Origin of the sequence: Pseudomonas sp. ok272 (assembly GCF_900109995.1) — a bacterium.
Classification (GTDB): domain Bacteria; phylum Pseudomonadota; class Gammaproteobacteria; order Pseudomonadales; family Pseudomonadaceae; genus Aquipseudomonas.
Window position 1 is genome coordinate 82,006 of sequence record NZ_FOCB01000004.1, and the last position, 20,766, is coordinate 102,771.

At 62.4% G+C, this 20,766-nt stretch carries 17 protein-coding genes and 3 pseudogenes; 9 read left to right on the top strand and 11 right to left on the bottom strand.

The features are described 5' to 3' along the window. Positions 1-93: 93 nt before the first annotated feature. The 5 genes from queD (at position 94) to BMW74_RS08240 (ending at position 5,035) form a co-directional block, all read left to right on the top strand. Positions 94-450, top strand: a complete 357-nt coding sequence (gene queD / locus BMW74_RS08220) for a 6-carboxytetrahydropterin synthase QueD (RefSeq protein ID WP_093416416.1) — start codon at positions 94-96, stop codon at positions 448-450. A gap of 96 nt (positions 451-546) precedes the next feature. Next, on the top strand, positions 547-1,794 hold the full coding sequence (gene codA, locus BMW74_RS08225; RefSeq protein ID WP_093416420.1) for a cytosine deaminase: 1,248 nt from the start codon (positions 547-549) through the stop codon (positions 1,792-1,794). Between the two features lie 601 nt (positions 1,795-2,395). Further along, entirely contained in the window at positions 2,396-3,547 is a 1,152-nt protein-coding gene (locus BMW74_RS08230; RefSeq protein WP_093416425.1) for an MFS transporter, read from the top strand. A 136-nt stretch (positions 3,548-3,683) separates the two neighbouring features. Then, positions 3,684-4,289 (top strand): serine protease family protein, encoded by a 606-nt coding sequence (locus tag BMW74_RS08235; RefSeq protein WP_093416429.1) that lies wholly within the window; start codon positions 3,684-3,686, stop codon positions 4,287-4,289. Between the two features lie 8 nt (positions 4,290-4,297). After that, entirely contained in the window at positions 4,298-5,035 is a 738-nt protein-coding gene (locus BMW74_RS08240) for a hypothetical protein (protein ID WP_139208383.1), read from the top strand. A gap of 39 nt (positions 5,036-5,074) precedes the next feature. Here the strand turns inward: BMW74_RS08240 and BMW74_RS08245 are convergent. Beyond that, positions 5,075-5,931 (bottom strand): annotated as a pseudogene (locus BMW74_RS08245) (TonB-dependent receptor domain-containing protein); the annotation flags it as partial. Positions 5,932-6,071: 140 nt separating this feature from the next. Here BMW74_RS08245 and BMW74_RS08250 point away from each other — a divergent pair. After that, on the top strand, positions 6,072-6,464 hold the full coding sequence (locus tag BMW74_RS08250) for a VOC family protein (protein WP_093416439.1): 393 nt from the start codon (positions 6,072-6,074) through the stop codon (positions 6,462-6,464). 15 nt (positions 6,465-6,479) lie between these two features. Continuing rightward, positions 6,480-6,779 (top strand): annotated as a pseudogene (locus BMW74_RS08255) (GFA family protein); the annotation flags it as partial. 17 nt (positions 6,780-6,796) lie between these two features. On the opposite strand, the gene BMW74_RS08260 reads toward BMW74_RS08255, so the two are convergent. Both BMW74_RS08260 and BMW74_RS08265 read right to left on the bottom strand, forming a co-directional pair. After that, entirely contained in the window at positions 6,797-7,408 is a 612-nt protein-coding gene (locus BMW74_RS08260) for a hypothetical protein (protein WP_093416448.1), read from the bottom strand. Next, positions 7,405-8,874: a PAAR domain-containing protein gene (locus BMW74_RS08265; RefSeq protein WP_093416453.1), complete on the bottom strand. Its 1,470-nt coding sequence runs from the start codon at positions 8,872-8,874 to the stop codon at positions 7,405-7,407. The genes BMW74_RS08260 and BMW74_RS08265 overlap by 4 nt, the downstream gene beginning before the upstream one ends. Positions 8,875-9,571: 697 nt before the next feature. Between BMW74_RS08265 and BMW74_RS08270 the strand changes: the two genes are divergently transcribed. Continuing rightward, the gene (locus BMW74_RS08270) at positions 9,572-9,901 is read left to right on the top strand and encodes a DUF6124 family protein (RefSeq protein ID WP_093416458.1); all 330 of its coding nucleotides are present in this window, start codon (positions 9,572-9,574) and stop codon (positions 9,899-9,901) included. A gap of 123 nt (positions 9,902-10,024) precedes the next feature. Here BMW74_RS08270 and BMW74_RS08275 read toward each other — a convergent pair whose 3' ends face one another. The 4 genes and pseudogenes from BMW74_RS08275 to BMW74_RS08290 form a co-directional block, all read right to left on the bottom strand. Next, positions 10,025-11,467 (bottom strand): mechanosensitive ion channel family protein, encoded by a 1,443-nt coding sequence (locus BMW74_RS08275; protein WP_093416463.1) that lies wholly within the window; start codon positions 11,465-11,467, stop codon positions 10,025-10,027. A 204-nt stretch (positions 11,468-11,671) separates the two neighbouring features. Beyond that, positions 11,672-12,298: an isochorismate family cysteine hydrolase YcaC gene (ycaC, locus tag BMW74_RS08280; protein WP_093416466.1), complete on the bottom strand. Its 627-nt coding sequence runs from the start codon at positions 12,296-12,298 to the stop codon at positions 11,672-11,674. A 60-nt stretch (positions 12,299-12,358) separates the two neighbouring features. Continuing rightward, positions 12,359-12,711: pseudogene (locus BMW74_RS08285) on the bottom strand (hypothetical protein). A 93-nt stretch (positions 12,712-12,804) separates the two neighbouring features. After that, positions 12,805-13,671 (bottom strand): pirin family protein, encoded by an 867-nt coding sequence (locus BMW74_RS08290; RefSeq protein ID WP_093416471.1) that lies wholly within the window; start codon positions 13,669-13,671, stop codon positions 12,805-12,807. A gap of 105 nt (positions 13,672-13,776) precedes the next feature. Between BMW74_RS08290 and BMW74_RS08295 the strand changes: the two genes are divergently transcribed. After that, positions 13,777-14,685, top strand: coding sequence for a LysR family transcriptional regulator (locus BMW74_RS08295; RefSeq protein WP_093416475.1), 909 nt, complete (start codon positions 13,777-13,779; stop codon positions 14,683-14,685). A 188-nt stretch (positions 14,686-14,873) separates the two neighbouring features. Here the strand turns inward: BMW74_RS08295 and BMW74_RS08300 are convergent, their stop codons facing one another. The 4 genes from BMW74_RS08300 to BMW74_RS08315 all read right to left on the bottom strand — a co-directional run bounded on the left by BMW74_RS08300 (position 14,874) and on the right by BMW74_RS08315 (position 20,678). After that, a complete protein-coding gene (locus BMW74_RS08300) occupies positions 14,874-18,113 on the bottom strand; it encodes a transporter substrate-binding domain-containing protein (RefSeq protein ID WP_093416480.1) in 3,240 nt (1,079 codons plus the stop codon). Positions 18,114-18,119: 6 nt separating this feature from the next. Beyond that, positions 18,120-18,767 (bottom strand): response regulator transcription factor, encoded by a 648-nt coding sequence (locus BMW74_RS08305; protein ID WP_093416484.1) that lies wholly within the window; start codon positions 18,765-18,767, stop codon positions 18,120-18,122. Between the two features lie 129 nt (positions 18,768-18,896). Beyond that, positions 18,897-19,331 (bottom strand): ANTAR domain-containing protein, encoded by a 435-nt coding sequence (locus BMW74_RS08310; protein ID WP_093416489.1) that lies wholly within the window; start codon positions 19,329-19,331, stop codon positions 18,897-18,899. Between the two features lie 123 nt (positions 19,332-19,454). Further along, positions 19,455-20,678, bottom strand: coding sequence for an EAL domain-containing response regulator (locus BMW74_RS08315; RefSeq protein ID WP_256562547.1), 1,224 nt, complete (start codon positions 20,676-20,678; stop codon positions 19,455-19,457). Between the last annotated feature and the right edge of the window lie 88 nt (positions 20,679-20,766).

Sequence of the window (20,766 nt, forward strand, 5' to 3'; positions counted from 1 at the left end):
CAGGCTTTTCCCACACACGCTATTTCTAGCTGGTAGACTCGCGGCCTGCCCCATCGCCGCGGGCGATAGCCACCTGATAGAGCTCAAAACACTGTGGAAATCTTCAAAGAATTTACCTTCGAATCCGCCCACCGCCTGCCTCACGTCCCGGATGGCCACAAGTGCGGGCGCCTGCACGGTCACTCGTTCAAGGTGGCGATTCACCTGAGCGGCGACCTCGATCCGCACACCGGCTGGATCCGTGACTTCTCGGAAATCAAGGCAATCTTCAAGCCGCTCTACGAGCGCCTGGACCACAACTACCTGAACGACATCCCGGGCCTTGAGAACCCGACCAGCGAAGTGCTGGCCCAGTTCATCTGGCAGGAACTCAAGCCCCTGCTGCCTGAACTCAGCGCGATCCGCATCCACGAGACCTGCACCAGCGGTTGCATCTATCGCGGCGAGTAACGAGCGCCCCCCAAAAAACCACCTGCCCCGGTGGTTTTTTTGTGCCTATGATTCACCCATTGAACGGCGCCATCGACTGACCAAAGGACCCGCCCCATGCACATCATCAACGCCCGCCTGCGCCACCATGACGGCCTGTATGAACTGCACCTGGCAAACGGCCTGATCGCCAGCATCGCCCGCCAGACCGAGGCCCCGACCCTGGGCCCCGAGGACCTGGATGCCGCCGGCAACCTGGTGGTGCCGCCCTTCGTCGAGCCGCACATCCACCTCGACGCCACACTGACGGCCGGCGAACCGCGCTGGAACATGAGCGGCACCTTGTTCGAAGGCATCGAGTGCTGGGGCGAACGCAAGGCCACCATCACCCTGGAAGACACCAAGGCCCGGGCGAAAAAAACCATCGACACCCTGGCCGCCCACGGCATCCAGCACGTGCGCACCCACGTCGACGTCACCGACCCGCAACTGACCGCACTCAAGGCCATGCTCGAAGTGCGCGAGGAAAGCCGGCACCTGATCGACCTGCAAATCGTCGCCTTCCCCCAGGAGGGCATCGAGTCCTACCGCAACGGCCGCGAACTGATGACCGAGGCCATCGCCCTGGGCGCCGACGTGGTCGGCGGCATCCCGCACTTCGAGTACACCCGCGACCAGGGCGTCAGCTCAATCAAGTTCCTGATGGACCTGGCCGAACGCACCGGCTGCCTGGTGGACGTGCACTGCGACGAAACCGACGACCCGCACTCGCGCTTCCTCGAAGTGCTGGCCGAAGAAGCCCGCCGCCGCGACATGGGCTCGCGGGTGACCGCCAGCCACACCACCGCCATGGGCTCCTACGACAACGCCTACTGCGCCAAGCTGTTTCGCCTGCTCAAGGCGTCGGGGATCAGCTTCGTCTCCTGCCCCACCGAAAGCATCCACCTGCAAGGACGCTTCGACACCTTCCCCAAGCGCCGTGGCGTAACTCGGGTCAACGAACTGCTCGAAGCCGGGATGAACGTGTGCTTTGGCCAGGACTCCATCGTCGACCCGTGGTACCCGCTGGGCAACGGCAACATCCTGCGGGTGCTCGAAGCGGGCCTGCACATCTGCCACATGCTCGGCTACCGCAACCTGCAAAGCGCCCTGGACCTGGTGACCGACAACAGCGCCAAGGCCATGGCCCTGGGCGAACGCTACGGGCTGGAGCCAGGACGGCCGGCCAACCTGCTGATCCTCTCGGCCGACAGCGACTACGAATTGATCCGCAGCCAGGGTTTGCCGCTGTACTCGATCCGCGCGGGGAACGTGTTGATGAAGCGGGAGATGGCGGTGGTGCAGATGGTTGGCTCGGCTCGTTAGGTCATGTGACCTGCCGGGCCCCATCGCGGGCAAGCCCACACCACCCTGGTCCACGGTGAACACCCATCCCGTGTCAGGCCCGGATTTCTTGTAGGAGCGAGGCTTGCCTGCGAAGGCGGTAAACCTGGCGACATTGATGTTGGATGGACTGGCCGGTTCGCGGGCAAGCCTCGCTCCTACGGACTCAACCCAGATTCCTGTGGGAGCGAGACCGGCTTGCCGGCGATGGCGGTGACGAGCGGCATGGCTAAGACAGTTGCTCCCACAGATTACGAGTCGTTCGCGCCGTTGCGTTCAACTCAGTCAATGTGGAAGCGGGCTTGCCCTAATGCCAGTCAGTTAAGCGAAACCCGCGTGGGAGCGAGCCTGCTCGCGATAGCAGTAGGTCAGTCAACGGAGATGTTGGCTGTGTTGCCGTCTTCGCGAACAGGCTCGCTCCCACAGGTTTGGCGCCTTAACTGACTGGCATTAGGGCTTGCCCGCGATGACGATCGTGAAACCTCACCATATCCAACTCGCTGCCCCAAGGTCGTCTGATGGTCCTTGATGTGCAAGGATGTGGCCCTGTTTGCTGCATCCACCCACAGGCCCAGGATTGTTCATGACCGCGATCACCCCACCCGCCACGACGCGTCCCGGGCGTCTGGAGCAGATGTCGACACGTATCGCGTTCTTCATCGCCGGCATCGGCATTGCCGCGTGGGCGCCGCTGGTGCCGTACGCCAAGGCGCGGGCTGGGCTGGATGACGGCACCCTCGGCTTGCTGCTGTTGAGCCTGGGGGGCGGCTCGATTCTGGCGATGCCGATCGCCGGGGTGTTGGCCTCGCGGTTTGGCATTCGACGGGTGGCCAGCGTTGGAATCCTGTTGATCTGCGCCGCCTTGCCGCTGCTGGCCACGGTGTCGTCTGCAGCGCTGCTGGTTGGCGTGTTGTTCATGTTTGGCGCAGGGCTGGGTACGGTGGATTCAACGGTCAACGTGCAAGCCGTGATCGTTGAGAGGGCCAGTGGCCGCACGATGATGTCGGGGTTTCACGGGTTGTTCAGCCTGGGTGGAATCGTCGGCGCGGCGGGGGTCAGCGCCCTGCTCGGCCTCGGCATGTCGCCGCTGGGCGCCGTCGGCGTGGTAATCGCGGTCGTGCTGCTGGCCTTGTTCAAGGCCGTCCCTCACCTGCTGCCCTACGGCAGCGAGCGTTCGGGACCGGCGTTTGCCGTGCCCCATGGCGTGGTGCTGCTGATCGGCTGCCTGTGCTTCGTCGTGTTCCTCGCCGAAGGCGCGGTGCTGGACTGGAGCGCGGTGTTCCTGACGGCCGAGCGCAACATCGACACCGCCTATGCCGGGCTCGGCTATGCCGCATTTGCTTTGACCATGACAGTCGGACGACTGACCGGCGATGCCATCGTGCGCACGTTGGGCGCTACCAAAGTGATTGTGCTCGGTGGCCTGACCGCTGCGGTCGGCCTGGCACTGGTCACACTGGCGCCGGCCTGGGAGGTGACGTTGCTCGGCTTCGCATTGGTGGGGGTTGGCTGCTCGAACATCGTGCCGGTGCTGTACACCGCCGTGGGCAAGCAAAAGGTCATGCCCGAGCATATCGCCGTGCCAGCCATCACCACCCTGGGTTATGCGGGGATTCTCGCGGGGCCCGCGGTGATCGGCTTCATCGCACATGGCAGCAGCTTGAGCTTCGCCTTCGGCGTGATCGCGCTGTTGCTGGTGGTCGTTGCGGCCAGTGGCCGGGTGTTGAAAACCTGAGCCAGCGCTCTTGGCGCTTCGCAGGTGTGCAGAACACTATCCGACCAACGGTGCCGTCTACTGTCATTTCTGACAGTAGACGCACGTTACCCGCGCACTCATCCTGATTCGCAGTGTTCACATCAGGATCATCATCATGCATCGCACCCTCTGCACGAGCGCATTCGCGCTACTGTTCACGGGACTGATGAATACGGCCCCCGCCGCCAGCACGCTCATCGGCAAACAACAGGATTGGGGCGAAGGGACGCCTAACTTTTCTCCGGCACAGCCACTGAGTAACCGTGAAGGACGCTACGATCATTGGCGGTCAATCGGCCGAGTCAGTCTCCAGCAAGGCCTGACCTGCTCAGGCACGCTGATTGATACGCGCTATGCACCCAATGGCCTGGACGGGCCTGCCTATGTGCTGACATCAGGGCATTGCAACAACCTGAATCCCGACATCGTTCTCGAAAACGTCGCCGCTAAAGGTAGCGTTTCCTTCAACTATTTTTTCGATACCGCCGAACACACCCAGTCTTACTTCATTACCAACATCAACTGGAGCACCATCCGCGGGCAAGACATTTCAGTTGTTGAACTCGACAACACCCTCGGGCAACTGCTCAACGATGGCATTACCCCGCTGAAGTTGGCCAGCCTGCCGTTGCCCCAAGGTCGCGATACGTTGATTGTCGGGGCAGCGGACTGTCCCGGTGCAGCACTGGCGCGCCGTGTGAAGTCGTCAATGGCCAGGTGAACAAAGCCTTGGATACCAACTACGCCACACCAGTGTCTGGGGTGTCCGAGTGCTTTGTGCAAGGGCGATTCAATCGCCGCAATGGGGCCTGTAGCTTGGGGCCTGCCTTTACGTTCGAACCGCCTCAACTGGGCAACCACCATATCAAGCTGGAACGTGATGACACCGGCGCGGTTATCCCTTGGCAATGGGTTGAGACCTTTGCCGTCAACCGTCCTTACTACCGATTTAAGTACACACGAACGCTGGCAGACTGCCGCGAAGCCGGCAACTACAGTGAACCCATCGCCAGCCATGAAAGCGGGAAGGATGAACTCATCCGGGACGTCCGGGACGGTGCAGGCATGTACGTGCTATGCGTCATGGGCCAGGACCAAAAAACCAGTGTTCCCGGGCAATGGGATGCACGAAACGCCAGGGTCTACTGGCGATGGATGATGGAGGGGCCCAACCAGACGGTTCCGCTCTATAACATTACTCAAGCGGATCCCTTGTCCTTCGACATTAGAGCCTTCCCCGTCAACCCTGACCTGGACGCTTATCAGTACCGGTACAAGGCGGGGCCGCCTGGCTCGACCCACTGCCAGGACGCTGCACAGTACAACCCGGTTCACGGTTCAACCGGACAGTTTCACGTTTCTGTCGAGCATGGCCCGATGAAGGTTTGCCTGAAGTCAGCGGACCTGGCGGGCAATCCATCGCCCATTGCCGAGTTTGTGGTTCCCCCAGCCGTGTCGAACCGGTAGGCGCGAGCCCGGTCCGCGAACCGCTCTCAACGCAGAGGATCAGAACCCAACGCTGGCCTGGACGAAGAAGGTCCGCGGCGCGCCGACGTACATCCCCGCGTTGTTGTCGCTGGAGCGGGTGAAGTACTGCTTGTCGAACACGTTCTTGACCCCGGCACCCAACTTCAGGTTCGACAGTTGCGCGCCGAAGTCATAGCCGCCGCGTACGTTCCAGGTCACGTAGCCCGGGATGTCGCCGTACTGACCATCGGCGCTGCCCTCGGTGATGTAGTTGCCGGTGAAACTGCCGCTGGCTTTCATCCCGGTACCCGGTGAGCGTTGTTTGGATTGGGCGAACGCATCGACGTTCCAGGTCCAGCGGTTGATGTCGTAACGCAGGCCGGCCGTGGCCACCTGGCGCGAATAGAACGGCAGGTCGCGGCCCCACGCCTCATCGTTGTAGCGCGTACCGATCTCGTAGGTCTTGGCCTTTTCCGGGTTCAGCCCGCTGGCGGTCTGGTCGCCCGAGCCGCCCTGGCCCAGCTGGAAGTACTGCAAGGCGCCGAACGAGGTCTCGAAGTTGGCGAACAGCTTCCAGGCATCGGACAGGTGATACATCACGCTTTGGGCCGGCAGCGGTTCGTGGCGTCGTAGTAGTGGAAGTTCAGCGAGAAATCGTCGACATCGGTCGGCGCCCAGTGCGTCTTGAGGATCACGTCACTGATGTCGTTGTCGGCGGTGCCGCCCAGGAAGGCCGTGTCGATATGCTTCCAGCCACCGTGCCGGGACGTCTCCAGGGTGGTGCCGATTTCACCGGTGGCTTTCTCCGGGATCGCGCGGGTGACGAAGTTGATCACCCCGCCGACGTTCTGTGGCCCATAGCGCACGGATCCCGCGCCGCGCACCACATCGATGCTTGCCGGAGGAGATCGGCGCCATCGACAACTGCGGCTCCTGTGCCGGCACTGGCGCGACAGCACGCCGACATAAAGTGGTGTTGTCGTTTCGCCCTTGTTAGATTCTCGTGCCTACTGATCCCAACAAGGAAAGTTCTCTGATGAAGCTCGGCTACCTGATCACCTACGTCCCCGACGTGCGCGCGTCCCTCGATTTTTTCTCCACCGCGTTCGGCCTTGACGTGCGCTTTGTCCACGAGTCCGGCACCTATGGCGAGCTGGAAACCGGCGAGACCGCCCTGGCCTTCGCCGCCGATGAGCTGGCCGAGCAGAACTTCCACGGCGGGCACGTCTCGGCCCATGCGTCGATCAAACCGCTGGGCATGGAAGTGGCGTTGGTCACCGACGATGTGCCGGCTGCGCATGCCAAGGCCCTGCAGGCCGGCGCCACCGAAATCGCCCAGCCCGTCCGCAAACCGTGGGGGCAAGTCGTGTCCTACGTGCGTTGCCCGGACGGCATATTGGTCGAGCTGTGCTCGCCGATAGGCGGATGACTCAGGAGAGCGACCATGCAACACACCACCTATCACGGCGGCTGCCTGTGCGGCTGGATTCGCTTTGCCGCCCTGGGCCCGGCAGACAACCCCCACACCTGCGAATGCCGGTTCTGCCAGCAGCACACCGGCGCCCTCAGCGCGCCCTGGGTCGAGTTCCCTCGCGAGCGCGTGACCTGGACCGGCGAAGGCGGCATGCCGGCGACGTTCCGCTCATCGGACTACTCCAGCCGCGCGTTCTGCCCTCGGTGTGGCAGCTCCATCGGGGCGATTGACGATGCGCCGACGGTGGCGCTGTTGTTGGGCGGGTTTGATCAGCGTTGAGGGGCACTTCAAGGCTTTACCCACGGTCTGGCAAGACCTAGCGTGATGAGATAGCGCTCTTGTGTCGGGTGTCTGTCGTCCTTGAAACGGCGAACCCCCAACCTAATCTGATACTGCTCACCCGCATGCCAGTAGGTCTTCCCCCCTCTCCTTACATTCTGTAACTGGGCACGCCATTGGGGGGTGTCGGCAAACGCTGGAAAGTCCGGCCGGGTAACGCTCCAGCCGCCTTGGCGCCATTGTTCCTGCAAGTCCAGTACAACCTTTAGCGTGTCGTCGAGTAGCAGGGGTTCGATTTGGGGGGACATGCGGACATTTTTAACTAGCCCATCTTTCGTGAAGGTCACGGAAAAGTAGCGAGCCACCGGAGTCACAAACCCATATTGCAGATCAATGAAACGCAGGCGGGCGCCTGCCTGCGGTAGTCGCCCCCAAAAGGTTCCTGGAATGACTGGCTCTATGGTCGCACTGGAGCGCTGGCGCATGTCGTCCCAAGGCTCACCAATCACCAGCGCGATTTCCTTTTCCGATTGCGTTGCAATCACGATCAGGGCTAGCAGGACAGCAACTGCCAGCACCAATGCACCGCGGCGCCACCCCATACGAACGAGCCGCTTCATCGAACGCCCCCTCCGGCGGCAATATCTCGAATCGCCTGTTCGATCAGGTGGCGACTTTGTTCCTGCAAGAGCGCGTCGAACTGTCTTGCGGCCTTGAGCACAAAGGGCATGCGCTGGGTGATGTCCGCCAGATTAGCGATGGCACGGTCGCTGAAACCGATAGTACGTTCATCGTCGACCGGTCGGCACTGCCCGGCCAGGGTCAGTTCGATGGCTTGAGCGGCACCCGACGGGAAATTCGTGACATGAGAGAGCTGGTTGCCAATCAGCAGCGCTACCAGTTTCAGGTCGCTGTACATTGTCGGCTGCAGGACATTTTGCTGTTCATGCCAAGCCAGATGCACAACACTTTCAGCAATGTTGCCAGCCTCAACAGCCCGGAACGTGTCCACAATTTCCTCATAGTCAATTCCGAACTCCAGCGTCTCCTGCCCAACCGGCCACAACACCGCCGGCCACCCACCCCCAGTAATCCCCTGCCGCGCCGGCAAGCACTGCTCCAGCCTCTCCAACCCCCGCTCCAAGTAGAACCTGTGCAATGGATACACATCCAAAAACAACGTGGTGTTACCCAGGGCCAACCTGTCATGCACATACCGGGCGTTCTTCTGCATCACCGATAACGACCCGGCGTCATGCCGGTAGTCCACCCACCACAACGGGTTCTCGCGTTGCGCCTGTTCCGCCTCGCGTTGCCTGCGTTCAAAGTCGCCTATCCCCACCTTGCGTTGAGGCTCACCGCGACTGAACAAACCCCAAAAACCGCTCCTGGCACTCCGATCCCGGCGCTCAGCTGCGTCAGAATCCACCTGGATCTTTTCGATGGACTCAGCCGCGTGCAGCAGGCCACAGCCGACCTGTTTGGAAGCAAACGCCGCCAGGCCCGCCCACTGAAAGCGCGGGTCCTCCAGCCACAGTCGGGCGTAGGCGGCGTTGATCGCCCGGTTGCGGGTCTTGGGGTCGGCAATCAGCACGCCGTCCGGAGCCACGATTTTTTCGGCGGCTTGCTGATAGCGTTGCCAGAGGTCCTGACAGATTTGCGCGGATGGCTCAGTGAAGGATGATGAGGGATGAAACGGTGCAGACACTGCACTGGATGGGAGCGGTTCGGCGGGAGCGCGGTTGTCAACTGAGGTGGCCGACTGGGCGACTGCGCTGGCCTTGGCGGCTTGCGTTGCAGCGTGCTCCTTGAAGTCGTAGCTGGCCTTGAATGTCGAGGCCAGCAGTTGGGCCCTGCACGGGCAACTGCTCACGCTGTCCAGCGTGCCAGCCACTCGCCGCCCATGGCTACTGATCTGAGAAACCCCGCCAACGATCTGATAGGGCTTGTTGTCCTTGCCGCAGGTGACGGCATCCCCCTCGCGGGCATGGGCGATGCCAAACATCATGACCCGCGTATCGCTTTCCAGCACTGTGCCGCCACAGGAAGTCTTGTCCCCTTGGCGAATGAAATATCCGATGGCCATTGCTCACACTCCTTCCCGACAGGTCATTAACCCGACTCAAACGTGAGCCGGGTTAACGCACCGTACCGACGCAGAAAAGTCATTCAAGACAGCGGGATACGAACAGGAAGTGCCCTACGCCAATCTCAGAAACAAGGAAGACAGGCGCCGAAACAGCCGACAGAAAAGTCATCAAAACAGACGGTGGACTCGGTGGACTCGGTGGATGGCGGGGGTTCGCTGGGGATGCTTTGGGGTGGGTGAGCGTGTCTTCGCGAGCAGGCTCGCTCCCACGGGGTTGGGGGCTGGCTTGCGGGAGTGGGGCTTGCTGGCGACAGCCTCAGGCGCGGGCTACGGTGTCTTGCGTCGCGGCCTACACATACGCCAGAATCCGCCGGCTTGTGCGCCTGAGGCCCTCGGCTCTATTGTTCCGTGCCGCTGACCATTCAGCGGTCGGGTTTAGCAGCTCGAATCATTTAGGAGCACCAGTACCGCCTCCCGATCAGTTGGCGTTTTTTTGTGCCAACTGTTCTGTGTTATGGCGGCTGTACGCGGGGCACTTCGGTGCGCCGGGATGCTCCTCAACCGGTCTGCTAACCCGCGTACAGCTGCCACCCTTCGTTTAGCAGCGACAGATGGCGGCTCCCATTACAAGGAGCGCAATCATGTTCAAAGTAACCCCCAATCCCCCAATCCCCCGAACACCGAAAACCCCGACGTGTCCCCCTACGCCGACCTCAGTTCCAAGAAACTCCACGACGCCGCCGAGCGGGCGCTGGATCATTACCTGCAACCGCCCTCCCCCAACACTCGCGCTACGCACAAACGCCCCTCCACCATCTTCACCGTCATCCCCGACCTGGATAACGAAACCCTGCTGGCCCACGCCTCGGAAACCCTGGCGGCGGTCAATGTGCTGAGCAGCGACCTGGCCTTCGAGCTCGAAGGCGCACCTCGGCATGTGGCGCTGGCGATTCAGCAGATGATTTCGTTGAGCCAGTTGTTGGTGGAGCGCGCGTTGGATCGCATCGATCAGCCGACACGCTAAACGCCACGGTCTGTGTGGGAGCGAGCCTGCTCGCGAAGAAGGTGTGTCCGTCAACGGAGATATGGCTGAAGCACCGCTTTCGCGAGCAGGCTCGCGCCCACAGGGGGCCGGCGGTACGCGTCGCTAAGTGCGATTGCGCAACCACTGCATGAAGCCCTTTTTCGTCGCCACCACCGGCACCTCCTGGGTCAGGGTCTGGGCGGTGTGCAGGCGCAAGTCCAGCAAGGCTTTCATGGCGTCGCTGATGTCGTGGCGGGCGTCGAGGCAGGTCTTGAGGTAGTGCTTCTCGACGCGGTACAGGGTGCAGAAGGTCTTGGCCAGGAAGTCGGCGGACACTGACTGGTCCGTGAGGATCCCCGCTTCACCGATCACTTCCCCCGGCCCCATGCGCCCGGCTTCGAACGTGTGCTCGCCACGGCTCAACAGCACCGAGACCACGCCCGATTCAATGATGAACAAATGATCGCTGACTTCACCGGCCGGCAGGATCACCTCGCCGGCGCGGTAGGTGACCAACGCCATGTTTTGGCTGAAGGTGTCCTTTTCGTCCTGGCGCAGGGTGGAGAAGATGTTCGAACGCTCCAGCAACGCCCGTGGCCGCGAAAGCGTGTGCGGGGTGTCGGCCTCGCCGGTCGACAGCAAGCTCACGCCCGAGGCCTGCAGGTGCCGGAAGGCCAGGTCGAACAGGCCGTTGCGGGCCTCGCGCTTGTGCGCCATGGCGCTGACGAAACCGCTGATTTCATACTCGACCCCGCTGCTGCCGGAGCTTTTCAAGGCGACGTTGGGCGCCGGGGTGCCCAGCAGGTGACGACAGCCTTGCATGGCCCGCTCCAGCGCGTCGATCACGGTCTGCGGGCGGGCATGGGGGCTGACCTGAACGCTGATGGCGATGCCGAAGATGTCGCTGGGACGGCTGAAGTTGATGATCTTGGCCTTGGCCGCCAGGGAGTTGGGGATCACCGCCAGGCTGCCCTGGGCGGTTTGCAGGCGCGTGGCGCGCCAGTCGATGTCGATGACCCGGCCCTCAAGGCCGTCGATGGCGATCCAGTCATCGATTTGATAAGGCTTGGTGGTGTTGAGTACGATCCCGGAGAACACGTCGCTCAAGGTGCTTTGCAGTGCCAGGCCGACGATGATGGCCACGGCGCCCGAGGTCGCCAGCACGCCCTTGACCGGCAGGTCGAGCACGTAGGCCATCGCCGCGATGGTGGCAATCAGGAAGATCAACGCGCCCAGCACGTCCTGCAGCAAGCGCCCGGTGTGGCCGACGCGCTGCATCATCGCGGCGCCGATCACCACGGTCAGGGTCCGCGCACCAAACAGCCACCAACCGATCTGCAGTCCCGTGGCCGCCAGGTGCAGCGGCACGTTCTCGGGCCAGGGCGCCGGTTGCAGGGGGTTGAGGCCTTCGTTGAACAACACCACGCTGAACAGCGCAAAGATCACGACCCGCACCAGCAGTTTCCATTGGCTGCCACTGGCGTCGATCAAGCGCCACAGCACCATGTCGAACAGAATCAGGGCCAGGGCGACAAACAGCGGGTGATCGGTGAGAAAGGACAGCATCGAACGACTCCATGACACGGGTTGGGCACAGTGTAGGAGCAATTGATTTCAGAGGACTCAAAACACCACACACTCACAAACCTGTGTGGGAGCGAGCCTGCTCGCGAAGAGGCCGTGTCAGGCAACAAAGTGCTGTCCGACACACCGTTTTCGCGAGCAAGCCCGCTCCCACAGATCGATCGCGGGTCTACACCCGCAGCCCCGTTACTTGCCGTTGGTCAGGGCGTCGTAGCTGGTCATCAGGTTGCGGTAGTCGGGGATGTGGTTGGAGAACAGTGCGCCCAGGCCCGCGACGTCGTTGCGCCAGTCGCGGTGCAACTCGCAGGCCAGGCCGAACCAGGTCATCAGTTGCGCACCGGAGGCCGACATGCGGTTCCAGGCCGACTGTTGGGTCAGGCTGTTGAAGGTGCCAGAGGCGTCCGTGACCACGAACACTTCGAAGCCTTCAGCCAGGGCCGACAGCGCCGGGAACGCGACGCAGACCTCGGTCACCACACCAGCGATGATCAATTGCTGCTTGCCGGTGGCCTTGACTGCCTTGACGAAGTCTTCGTTGTCCCAGGCGTTGATCTGGCCAGGGCGGGCGATGTACGGCGCCTCGGGGAACAGGGCCTTGAGTTCGGGCACCAGCGGGCCGTTGGGGCCGGTTTCGAAGCTGGTGGTGAGGATGGTCGGCAGCTTGAAGTACTTGGCCAGGTCGGCCAGGGCCAACACGTTGTTCTTGAACCGATCCGGTTCGATGTCACGCACCAACGACAGCAGGCCCGCCTGATGATCAACCAACAGAACGGCGGCGTTGTCCTTGTCCAGACGCTTGTAAGAGGTAGTCATTGCAGTAGTCCTCACAGGGTTTCAATGGCCGGCCCGGTGGCCGGCGTGGGGGTTGCCCGGTTAGCGCTGGGCGTCCAGCACTTCGTGTTCGGTGGCCACTTGCTGGGCCTTGATGTAGCTCTCGATCAACAACTGGTAGTGCGGCATGGCCTGGGTGTAGACGCCCGCCCATTGCTCGGCGTCGGGGCGGTTCCACGAACCTTGCAGCTCGGAGAGCGTGCCCATGATGTCGATGGGCACCACGCCGGCCTGGCCTGGGCCAGGGCGATGGCGTTGGCGCGCAGCTGCGGGACGTCGATGTCCTTGACGATCTGGAACAGGCCGCTCTGGTGGTCGATCAACAACATGGCGGTGTCGTTGGGGTCGATGGTCGGTTTCAGGCCATTGAAGTTGGCTGCGGTGTGGGTGCTCATGCGCATCGCCTCTTTCGTTGGACAACAGCCATCCCTGGCCTGTAAACCGGCCTACTCATCCTGTGCAGAGCGGGTATTAACGATAGCTACGAATTAGCCGGGCATCTGGCCGAAGCGACCGGACTGGAAGTCGACGAACGCCTGGTGGATCTCCTGTTCGGTGTTCATCACGAACGGGCCGTGACCGACGATCGGCTCGTCAATCGGCTCGCCGCTGAGCAACAGCACGATGGCGTCGTCGTTGGCCTCCAGGCTCAACTGGTCACCCTGGCGGTCGAACAGGGCCAATTGCCCTTTGCGCACCACTTCCTGGCCGTTGACCTGGACCGTGCCGCGCAAGACCACCAACGCGGTGTTTCGGCCTTGGTGCAGGTCGAGGTTGATCGACTTACCGGCGTTGAGACGGATGTCCCAAACGTCGATCGGCGTGAAGGTCCGCGCCGGGCCGGTGCGGCCCTCGAACTCACCGGCGATCAAGCGCAAGCAGCCGGCCTGGTCCTTCAGGGCGATGCTGGGGATGTCGCCATCGAGGATGGTCTGGTAACCCGGCTCGGCCATTTTGTCCTTGGCCGGCAGGTTGACCCACAGTTGGACCATCTCCAGGGTGCCGCCACGCTGGGCGAAGTCCTGGGAGTGAAACTCCTCGTGGAGGATGCCGGACGCGGCTGTCATCCATTGCACGTCGCCGGGACCGATCTTGCCGCCGCTGCCGGTGGAGTCGCGGTGCTCCACTTCGCCGTCGTAGACGATGGTCACGGTTTCGAAACCCCGGTGCGGGTGCTGGCCGACGCCGCGACGGGCCTTGGTGGGGGTGAATTCAGCGGGCCCGGCATGGTCGAGCAGCAGGAACGGGCTGATGTGTTTGCCCAGGTTGTCGTAGGAAAACAGCGTGCGAACCGGGAAACCATCGCCCACCCAATGGGCATTAGGGCTGGTGTAGATACCGATGATGTTTTTCATGGAGCCTCCGAATGTGGGTGAGTTAAACCATGGACAGAGCTTAAATCCGCCACCTTTGATGCGCTAGACTGCAAAAATCACCCTTAGCGTTCTATTTGGAGAACGATAGTGGAAGACTTGAACACCCTGTACTACTTCACCGAAGTGGTTGAGCACGGCGGGTTTGCCGCCGCCGGGCGGGCCTTGGACATGCCCAAGTCCAAGCTCAGCCGGCGCATCGCCCAGCTCGAAGAACGCCTGGGGGTGCGCCTGATCCATCGCACCAGCCGCCATTGTTCCCTCACCGAAATCGGCCAGGCGTATTACCAGCGCTGCCTGGCCATGCGCGTGGAGGCCGAAAGTGCGGCCGAGTTGATCGAGCGCAACCGCTCCGAACCCCAGGGCCTGGTGCGTATCAGTTGCCCGACGGCGCTGCTCAACTCCTGGGTGGGGCCGATGCTCACGCGCTACATGCTCAAGTACCCGCTGGTGGAGTTGTTCATCGAAAGCACCAACCGCCGTGTCGACCTGATTCACGAAGGCTTCGACATCGCGTTGCGGGTACGTTTCCCGCCGCTGGAGAACACCGACCTGGTGATGAAGGTGCTGGGCAACAGCACCCAGGCCCTGGTAGGCAGCCCGGCGTTTGTCGAGCGTTTGTCGTCGCCCGCCTCGCCCGCCGACTTGAGCGGCCTGCCGAGCCTGCAATGGGGCGGTGCGCAGCGCGAGTATCAGTGGGAGCTGTTTGGCCCGCAGGGCGCCAGTGCCGTGATCCGCCATCACCCACGGCTGGTGACCGATGACCTGATTGCCCTGCGCACCGCCGTGCTGGAAGGATTGGGCATCGTCCACCTGCCCGCCGTGGTGATTCGCCAGGACCTGGACGCCGGCCGGCTGGTGGAGTTGGTGCCGGGGTGGGCGCCAAAATCCGGGGTCGTCCACGTCATGTTCCCCTCGCGCCGTGGCCTGCTGCCGTCGGTGCGGAGCTTGATCGATTTTTTGGGCGAAGAATTCAGCCGCAGTGATATTGCGTAGAGGGCGCGGTTGAATTCGTGAGGCGGCGATCACTCGCCAGATTGATGTCGACTGAACCCGCGCTTTCGCGAGCCAGCCCCACCCTGGTCCACGGCGAACACACATCCCGTGTCAGTTCAATTCCTCGCGCCTACGGGCTCAACCCAGATTCCTGTGGGAGCGAGGCCGGCACTGCCAACTGAGCGGTCTCAACGCTGTTCGAGGTAGTCAGCCAGCCGTTGCATGGCCTTGCTCAGGTCCTCGACGGCCTGCTCCAGTGCCTTGGGGTCTGTGTGCCGGCAGGCGTCCTGCAGGTGTTCGCAACCGGCCATCAGGCGCCAGGCCTTGACCATGATTGCGCCGCCCTTGATCCGGTGGGCCAGGTCCAGCAGTGCCGCACGATCGCCTCGGGCGTGAAAGGCCTTCAGCCGCGCCAGGTCCTCGCGGTTGCTGGCCGCCAGGTCCGCCAGCAGGTTGTCGATCAGGCCTCGGTCGCCACCGGCCAGTTGCTCAAGGCCACTGATGTCGATGTCCAGCGCCGGGCCCGGCGGTTCCTCGCTCAGCGCCGGCGCTCGCGCCTGCACCACGCCCCCCGCCAGTGCGGCGCTCAGGTCGTGCAAGTTGATGGGTTTGAACAGGCAGTCGTTCATGCCGGCTTCCAGGCAACGAGTCCTGACCTGCGCCTGGGCATTGGCGGTCAAGCCGAGGATCAGGCAAGGCAGCATGCCACGCGCGTGCTCGTCATCGCGGATCGTCGACGCCAGCTCATAGCCACTGAGCCCCGGCATGTTGCAATCGGTGATCACCACGTCGAAGGCCTGTTTGCGCCAGCGCTCAAGCCCTTGCTCGCCGTCGCTGGCATCTTGCACCCGATGCCCCAGATGACTCAGTTGCTGGACCAGAAGCAAGCGGTTGGCCGGGTAGTCATCCACCACCAGCACGTTCAGCGAACGCTCGGGGTCTGCCGCAACCGGTTCGCCCGGCGGTTGTTCGGCCAAGGGTGCGAGGGTGGGCACACGCAGGCTGACATCGACGCGGGTGCCCCGGCCCGGCTCGCTGCTCAGTCGCAGCCGGCCACCCATCATCTCGCACAGCGAACGGCTGATGACCAGCCCCAGCCCCGAGCCACTGCGGGCATCGTGCGGGTTATCGGCCGCTTGCACGAACGGGCTGAACAGCCGTTGCTGGTCGGCCTCGCTGATGCCAATCCCGCTGTCTTCGATCACCACGCTGAACGCCAGATACCCCTCCTCGCCCCCGGGCTCGACCTGCAAGGCCAGGCGAATGTGGCCGGACTGGGTGAACTTGATGGCGTTGCTCAGCAGGTTGGCAAGGATCTGCTTGAAGCGTGTCGGGTCAATCAGCACCTCGCACCGACTGCGTTCGTCCAGCTCCACCCGCCATTGCAGGTTCTTTTGCCGCGCCAGGCCGGCGAACACCTTGGCCACTGAATCGGCGGCAGTCCACAGGTGGGTGCGTTCCGGGGCCAGGGATAAATGCCCGGACTCGATGCGAGAGATGTCCAGGATGTCGCCCATCAGTGCCAGCAGGTGTTGCGCGGCGTTGGCGGCGACCTCAATCGCGACGCGGTCCGTGACGCCCTGTTCGGCACGCTTCATGGCCAATTCGAGCATGCCGATCAGCGCGTTCATCGGTGTGCGGATTTCATGGCTCATGGTCGCCAGGAACGTGGTTTTGGCGCGGTTGGCATCGTCCGCCGCATCTTTGGCCTGCTGCACCTGGTCCAGCAGTTGCTGACGCTTGCCAATCAGGTAGCGCTGGTAAGCGATCCAGGCCAATGCCAGCACCAGCAACAGCGCGGCGACGGCAATCCCCTGGAACAACGTGGTGCGGTAGCGCAGCCACGTGCTCTCATCGACCGGCTGCTCGGTGCGCCAGCGATTGGCCAGCTCGTCCATTTCCTGGGGGGAGATGCTCAGCAGGGCCTTGTTCAGGATCGAGTGCAGCTCCAGCGCCCCACGGCTGGTCGCAAAACTCAGGTGCACCGGCTCGGCCCCCACCGTACTGGCCACCTGGAGCCGATCACGGTAATGCCGGGCGATGATGTAGCGCGCGGTGATCAACGAGTTGAACGCGGCATCCGCCTCCCCCTTTGCGACCATGGCCATCGCCTGGGCGGGGTCGTCAACGTCGATGAACTTCACGCCCGGCGCCAGGGTACGAATCAATTCATGCATGCCGTTGCCGCCGATGATCGCCAACCGCCTGCCCGCCAGGTCGGCCAAGGTCACCGGTGCCTTGCTGCCGATGGCGCACACCAGCACATAGGGGTTGGTCAAATAGGGGCGAGTGAACTGCAACTCCCCATGACGCTCGATGCTGGGGGTGATCACGGCCATCAGGTCGATCTCCCCGCGCTTGAGCCGGTCGATCTGCTGGTTGACTGACGTGCTGGGGACGGCGTTGAACTTCAGTCCGGTGCGCAGGCTGATTCGGTCCAGGACCTGGGCGCTAAGCCCGCTGAACCGGCCATTTTCATCCTCGAACGACAGCGGTGCGAAGTCGCGCATGAAGCTGACGTTGATCTGTGGGTGCTGGTCCAGCCAGCGTTGCTCGCTGGCGCTCAACTGCACGCGCTGGGCGTTGCTGAAACTGCTGCCGGCGCTCCAGCGGCGCAGGATGGTGGTGCGCTCCTGCTCGGGAATCGCCGTCAACGCGGCGTCGATGATACGCCGCAAGCGGGTGTTATCCGCACTCACGGCAAAGCCGAATGAGTTGACCTCCAGCCGGGCGAATTGCGCCAGTTGGACGTTGCTCAGGTAGTTGTTGTTGATCAGGTAGCTGGCGCTGATGGAGTCGCCCAGGTACGCATCGGCGCCGCCAAAGGCCACGGCCCCGATGGCACTTAATGTCGAGCGATAGAGTTGCAACCGAACGTTGGGGTAGACCGCCTCGACGGCCTCCGGCGGCAAGTAGTGGTCCAGCATCGCCACCCGCAGGCCCGCCAGGTCGGATGAAAGCCGGGCACTCTCGCCCATGCGCGTGACCAGGATCGGCGCGTCTTCGGCGTAGGCGCGTGACAGCAGCAGGTGCGGGTCGGCGGCTTCAAAGCCATTGGCGGCGCCCAGCCAATCGATCTGGCCCTGCTTCAACGCCTCGATCACCGCCTGGCGCGAGTCATAACGCAATACCTCGACCGGGACGCGCAGCAACTGCGCAATCAGTTCGGCAAAGTCGGCGGTGATGCCCTCGAAGTTGTGCTCGTTGATGGTGTTTTCAAACGGTGGGTAGTCCGGCGCCGAGGCCCCCAGGCGCAACCGGCCCTTTTCCTGCAGCCAACGCCAGTCGGCGGGATCCAGGTCGACCCGGTAACCCTCGACACTCGAACGCCCCAGCAACTGTAAGGGCTCCGGCGCAGCAGCCGTACTGTCGAGCGGCCAACACAGGCTGATCAACATCATGATGACCGGCCAGGTCCGTACGCTCATGGGGGTTCAGATCAGTTGATTGCGCTGGGCGAGATCCCTCAGGTGCACCAGGGACTTCACATTGAGTTTGTCGATCAGGCGGCTTTTATAGGTGCTGATGGTCTTGTGGCTAAGGTTCATCATCGTGGCGATTTCCTGGTTGCCGGCGCCTCGTGCCAGGTACTGGAAGATGGTCAGCTCACGGTCGGAGAGCATCTCGATCATCTTCTGTTCGTCGATCTGCAACACGCTCAGGTTAACGGTGCTGGTGTCCAGCCGGGGGAAATAGGTGTAGCCGGAGAGCAGCGCCTTGACGGCCTTGACCAACTCCTCCAAGTCATTGGTTTTTTCGACGAAACCCATCGCCCCGGCGCGCATGCAGCGCTCGACATAGAACCTGGGTTCGTAGGAACTGAAGACCACCACTCGCGCGGGCGACCGGTCATGCTGAAGGCGCGCCAGGAACTCCAGCCCACCCAGCTTGGGCATCTGCAGGTCCAGCACCACCAGGCTCGGTGAGCGCTCACGAATCAGTTGCAGGGCGCTCACCCCGTCGGACACCTCGAAGAGGGTGTCGAACACCTTACGGTCATTCGAGTCCTTGAGGGCACCCAGCACCATTTTAAGAGCAGCCCGAACAACCGGATGATCATCTGCGATCAACACTGAACTCATGCTAACTCCAGTAAAAATTACGACGACCTATAACGCAGTCGACACAATGGCTGCGCAATGACTATCACATGGAAAAAAGAACACCGATACCTGTTAGATCTGACAGTTCAGACCAACGGTAGTGGCCAATCAGGCACGCATGCTGCCGAGCTGCCTGGGGAACTCGCCTTCGCTACACGGGTGCGCCGGGTCAACGCGGTCCATCAGGCTCGCCAACACCTCTTGGTCCGGCACACGGGCCTGGCAGACGGTGACGTTGTGCGGTGGCACGACGAGCAAGCCCGAGCATTCGACTTGAGGGGTGTCGTAGACCATCGCGTGGCGGATCTGTGGGTTGTCCTGGCAGAACCCCAGGGGATCCAGGCCGGTATGCTTGCACAAGGTGGCGTTGAGGATCACCAGGTCGAACGGTTCGCAGCCGTATTCGACAACGCTGAGCAGTTCCTCAAGGCTCTGCACCGGGGCGATACGGTAGTAACCGAGCGAGTTCAGGCAACGCTCGATCTTCATGCGATGAAAGTGCTGCTCATCAGCGATCAGGATGCGTAGGGCTTTATTGGGCATAGTTGATGGGCTCTGCAATGACAATGCGACCGGATTGGATCCAGCCCTTTGAAGAAAGCGTGAGACTAAGGGCAATGCCGCGGGGTTTATGTAGGACTATTCCGAAAGAAACAGTTCAATCTGCTATTCGTTTTTTCTTCGTGCTACCGCAGCAATCTGTAACCAGCGCAGTAAGTCGCTGCCACTCATCGGCCGGGCCAAGACGTAGCCTTGGCCGTTCACACACCCCAACGCCAGCAATTGCTCGCGCTGCGCTTGCGTTTCGATGCCTTCGATCACCACCGACATGCCCAAGGCCTCGCCCAGGGCCAGGGTGCTGCCGATGACGGCCCGGCAACGCGGTTCATCTTCCAGGGTGCGTACGAACTCAGCGTCGAGCTTGATTTCGTTGAACGGCAATTGGCACAGGCGCTGCAGTGACGAGAACCCGGCACCGAAGTCGTCGATCGACAGCCGGCTGCCCATCATCCGCAGGCGCACCAGGCTCTCCAGGCTGGTCGCCGGGGCTTCCAGCAAACCACTTTCGGTCAACTCAAAGGTCAGGCAGGCACCCGGCGCGCCGTGCGCCTGCAAAATGCCCTTGATGGTGGCAACCAGGTCCGGGTGGGCCAGTTGCATCGCATGCAGATTGAAGGCGACATTGAGCTCAAATCCCTGCTGGCGCGCCTCGCGCTGCAGGGTCAGCGCCTGGTCCATCTGAGAAAACAGCAACTCATCGAGCAACTCGCAGCGCTCCAACACCGGCATGAACACCGCCGGCGACAAGAGGCCGCGAAACGGGTGAAGCCAGCGCGCCAACACTTCCACGCCGCACACTTCACCGGTCAGCAGGTTGAACTTGGGTTGGTAATAAGGCTGAAATTGCCCATCGCGCAAGGCACTTCGCACCTCGGCTTCGCTGGCCGGTACGGGCGCTTGCTGGGTCCGCGAATCGTCGCGCAGCACCGCACGGTGACTGTGCAGCAACGGGATCAATGCCTGGACCTGCAATGGCTTACCCACGTCACCCAGCAAGCGCAACCCCGACAGGGAAACGATCTGGCACACCGCCCGGCGCAAGTCGGCCGACAATGAACTGCTGATGATGATCGAACCGACCAGCCCGCTCGGGCCCACGCGCTGGAAGAACTCCAGGCCATCCATGCCGTCCATGCACAGGTCGCACAGGGCAATGTCTACCGCGCCCACCTCTTGCAGGACCGCCAGCGCCTCGGCGCCATCACTGGCCTCGAACACCTCCTGGCAGCCCAGTTGCCTGAGCATATTGACCGCTACCGCACGGGCAAAGGCATGATCTTCAAGCACCAGAACCCTGATCGGCAGTGTCATCTCGGTAACCCGCATCATTAAAAGATCAACCGATTATCCCGGCACGCCTCCGATTCCGAACTAGGAAACGTCCTAAAAGACCAGGGAATTGTCCTACACGCGCAAG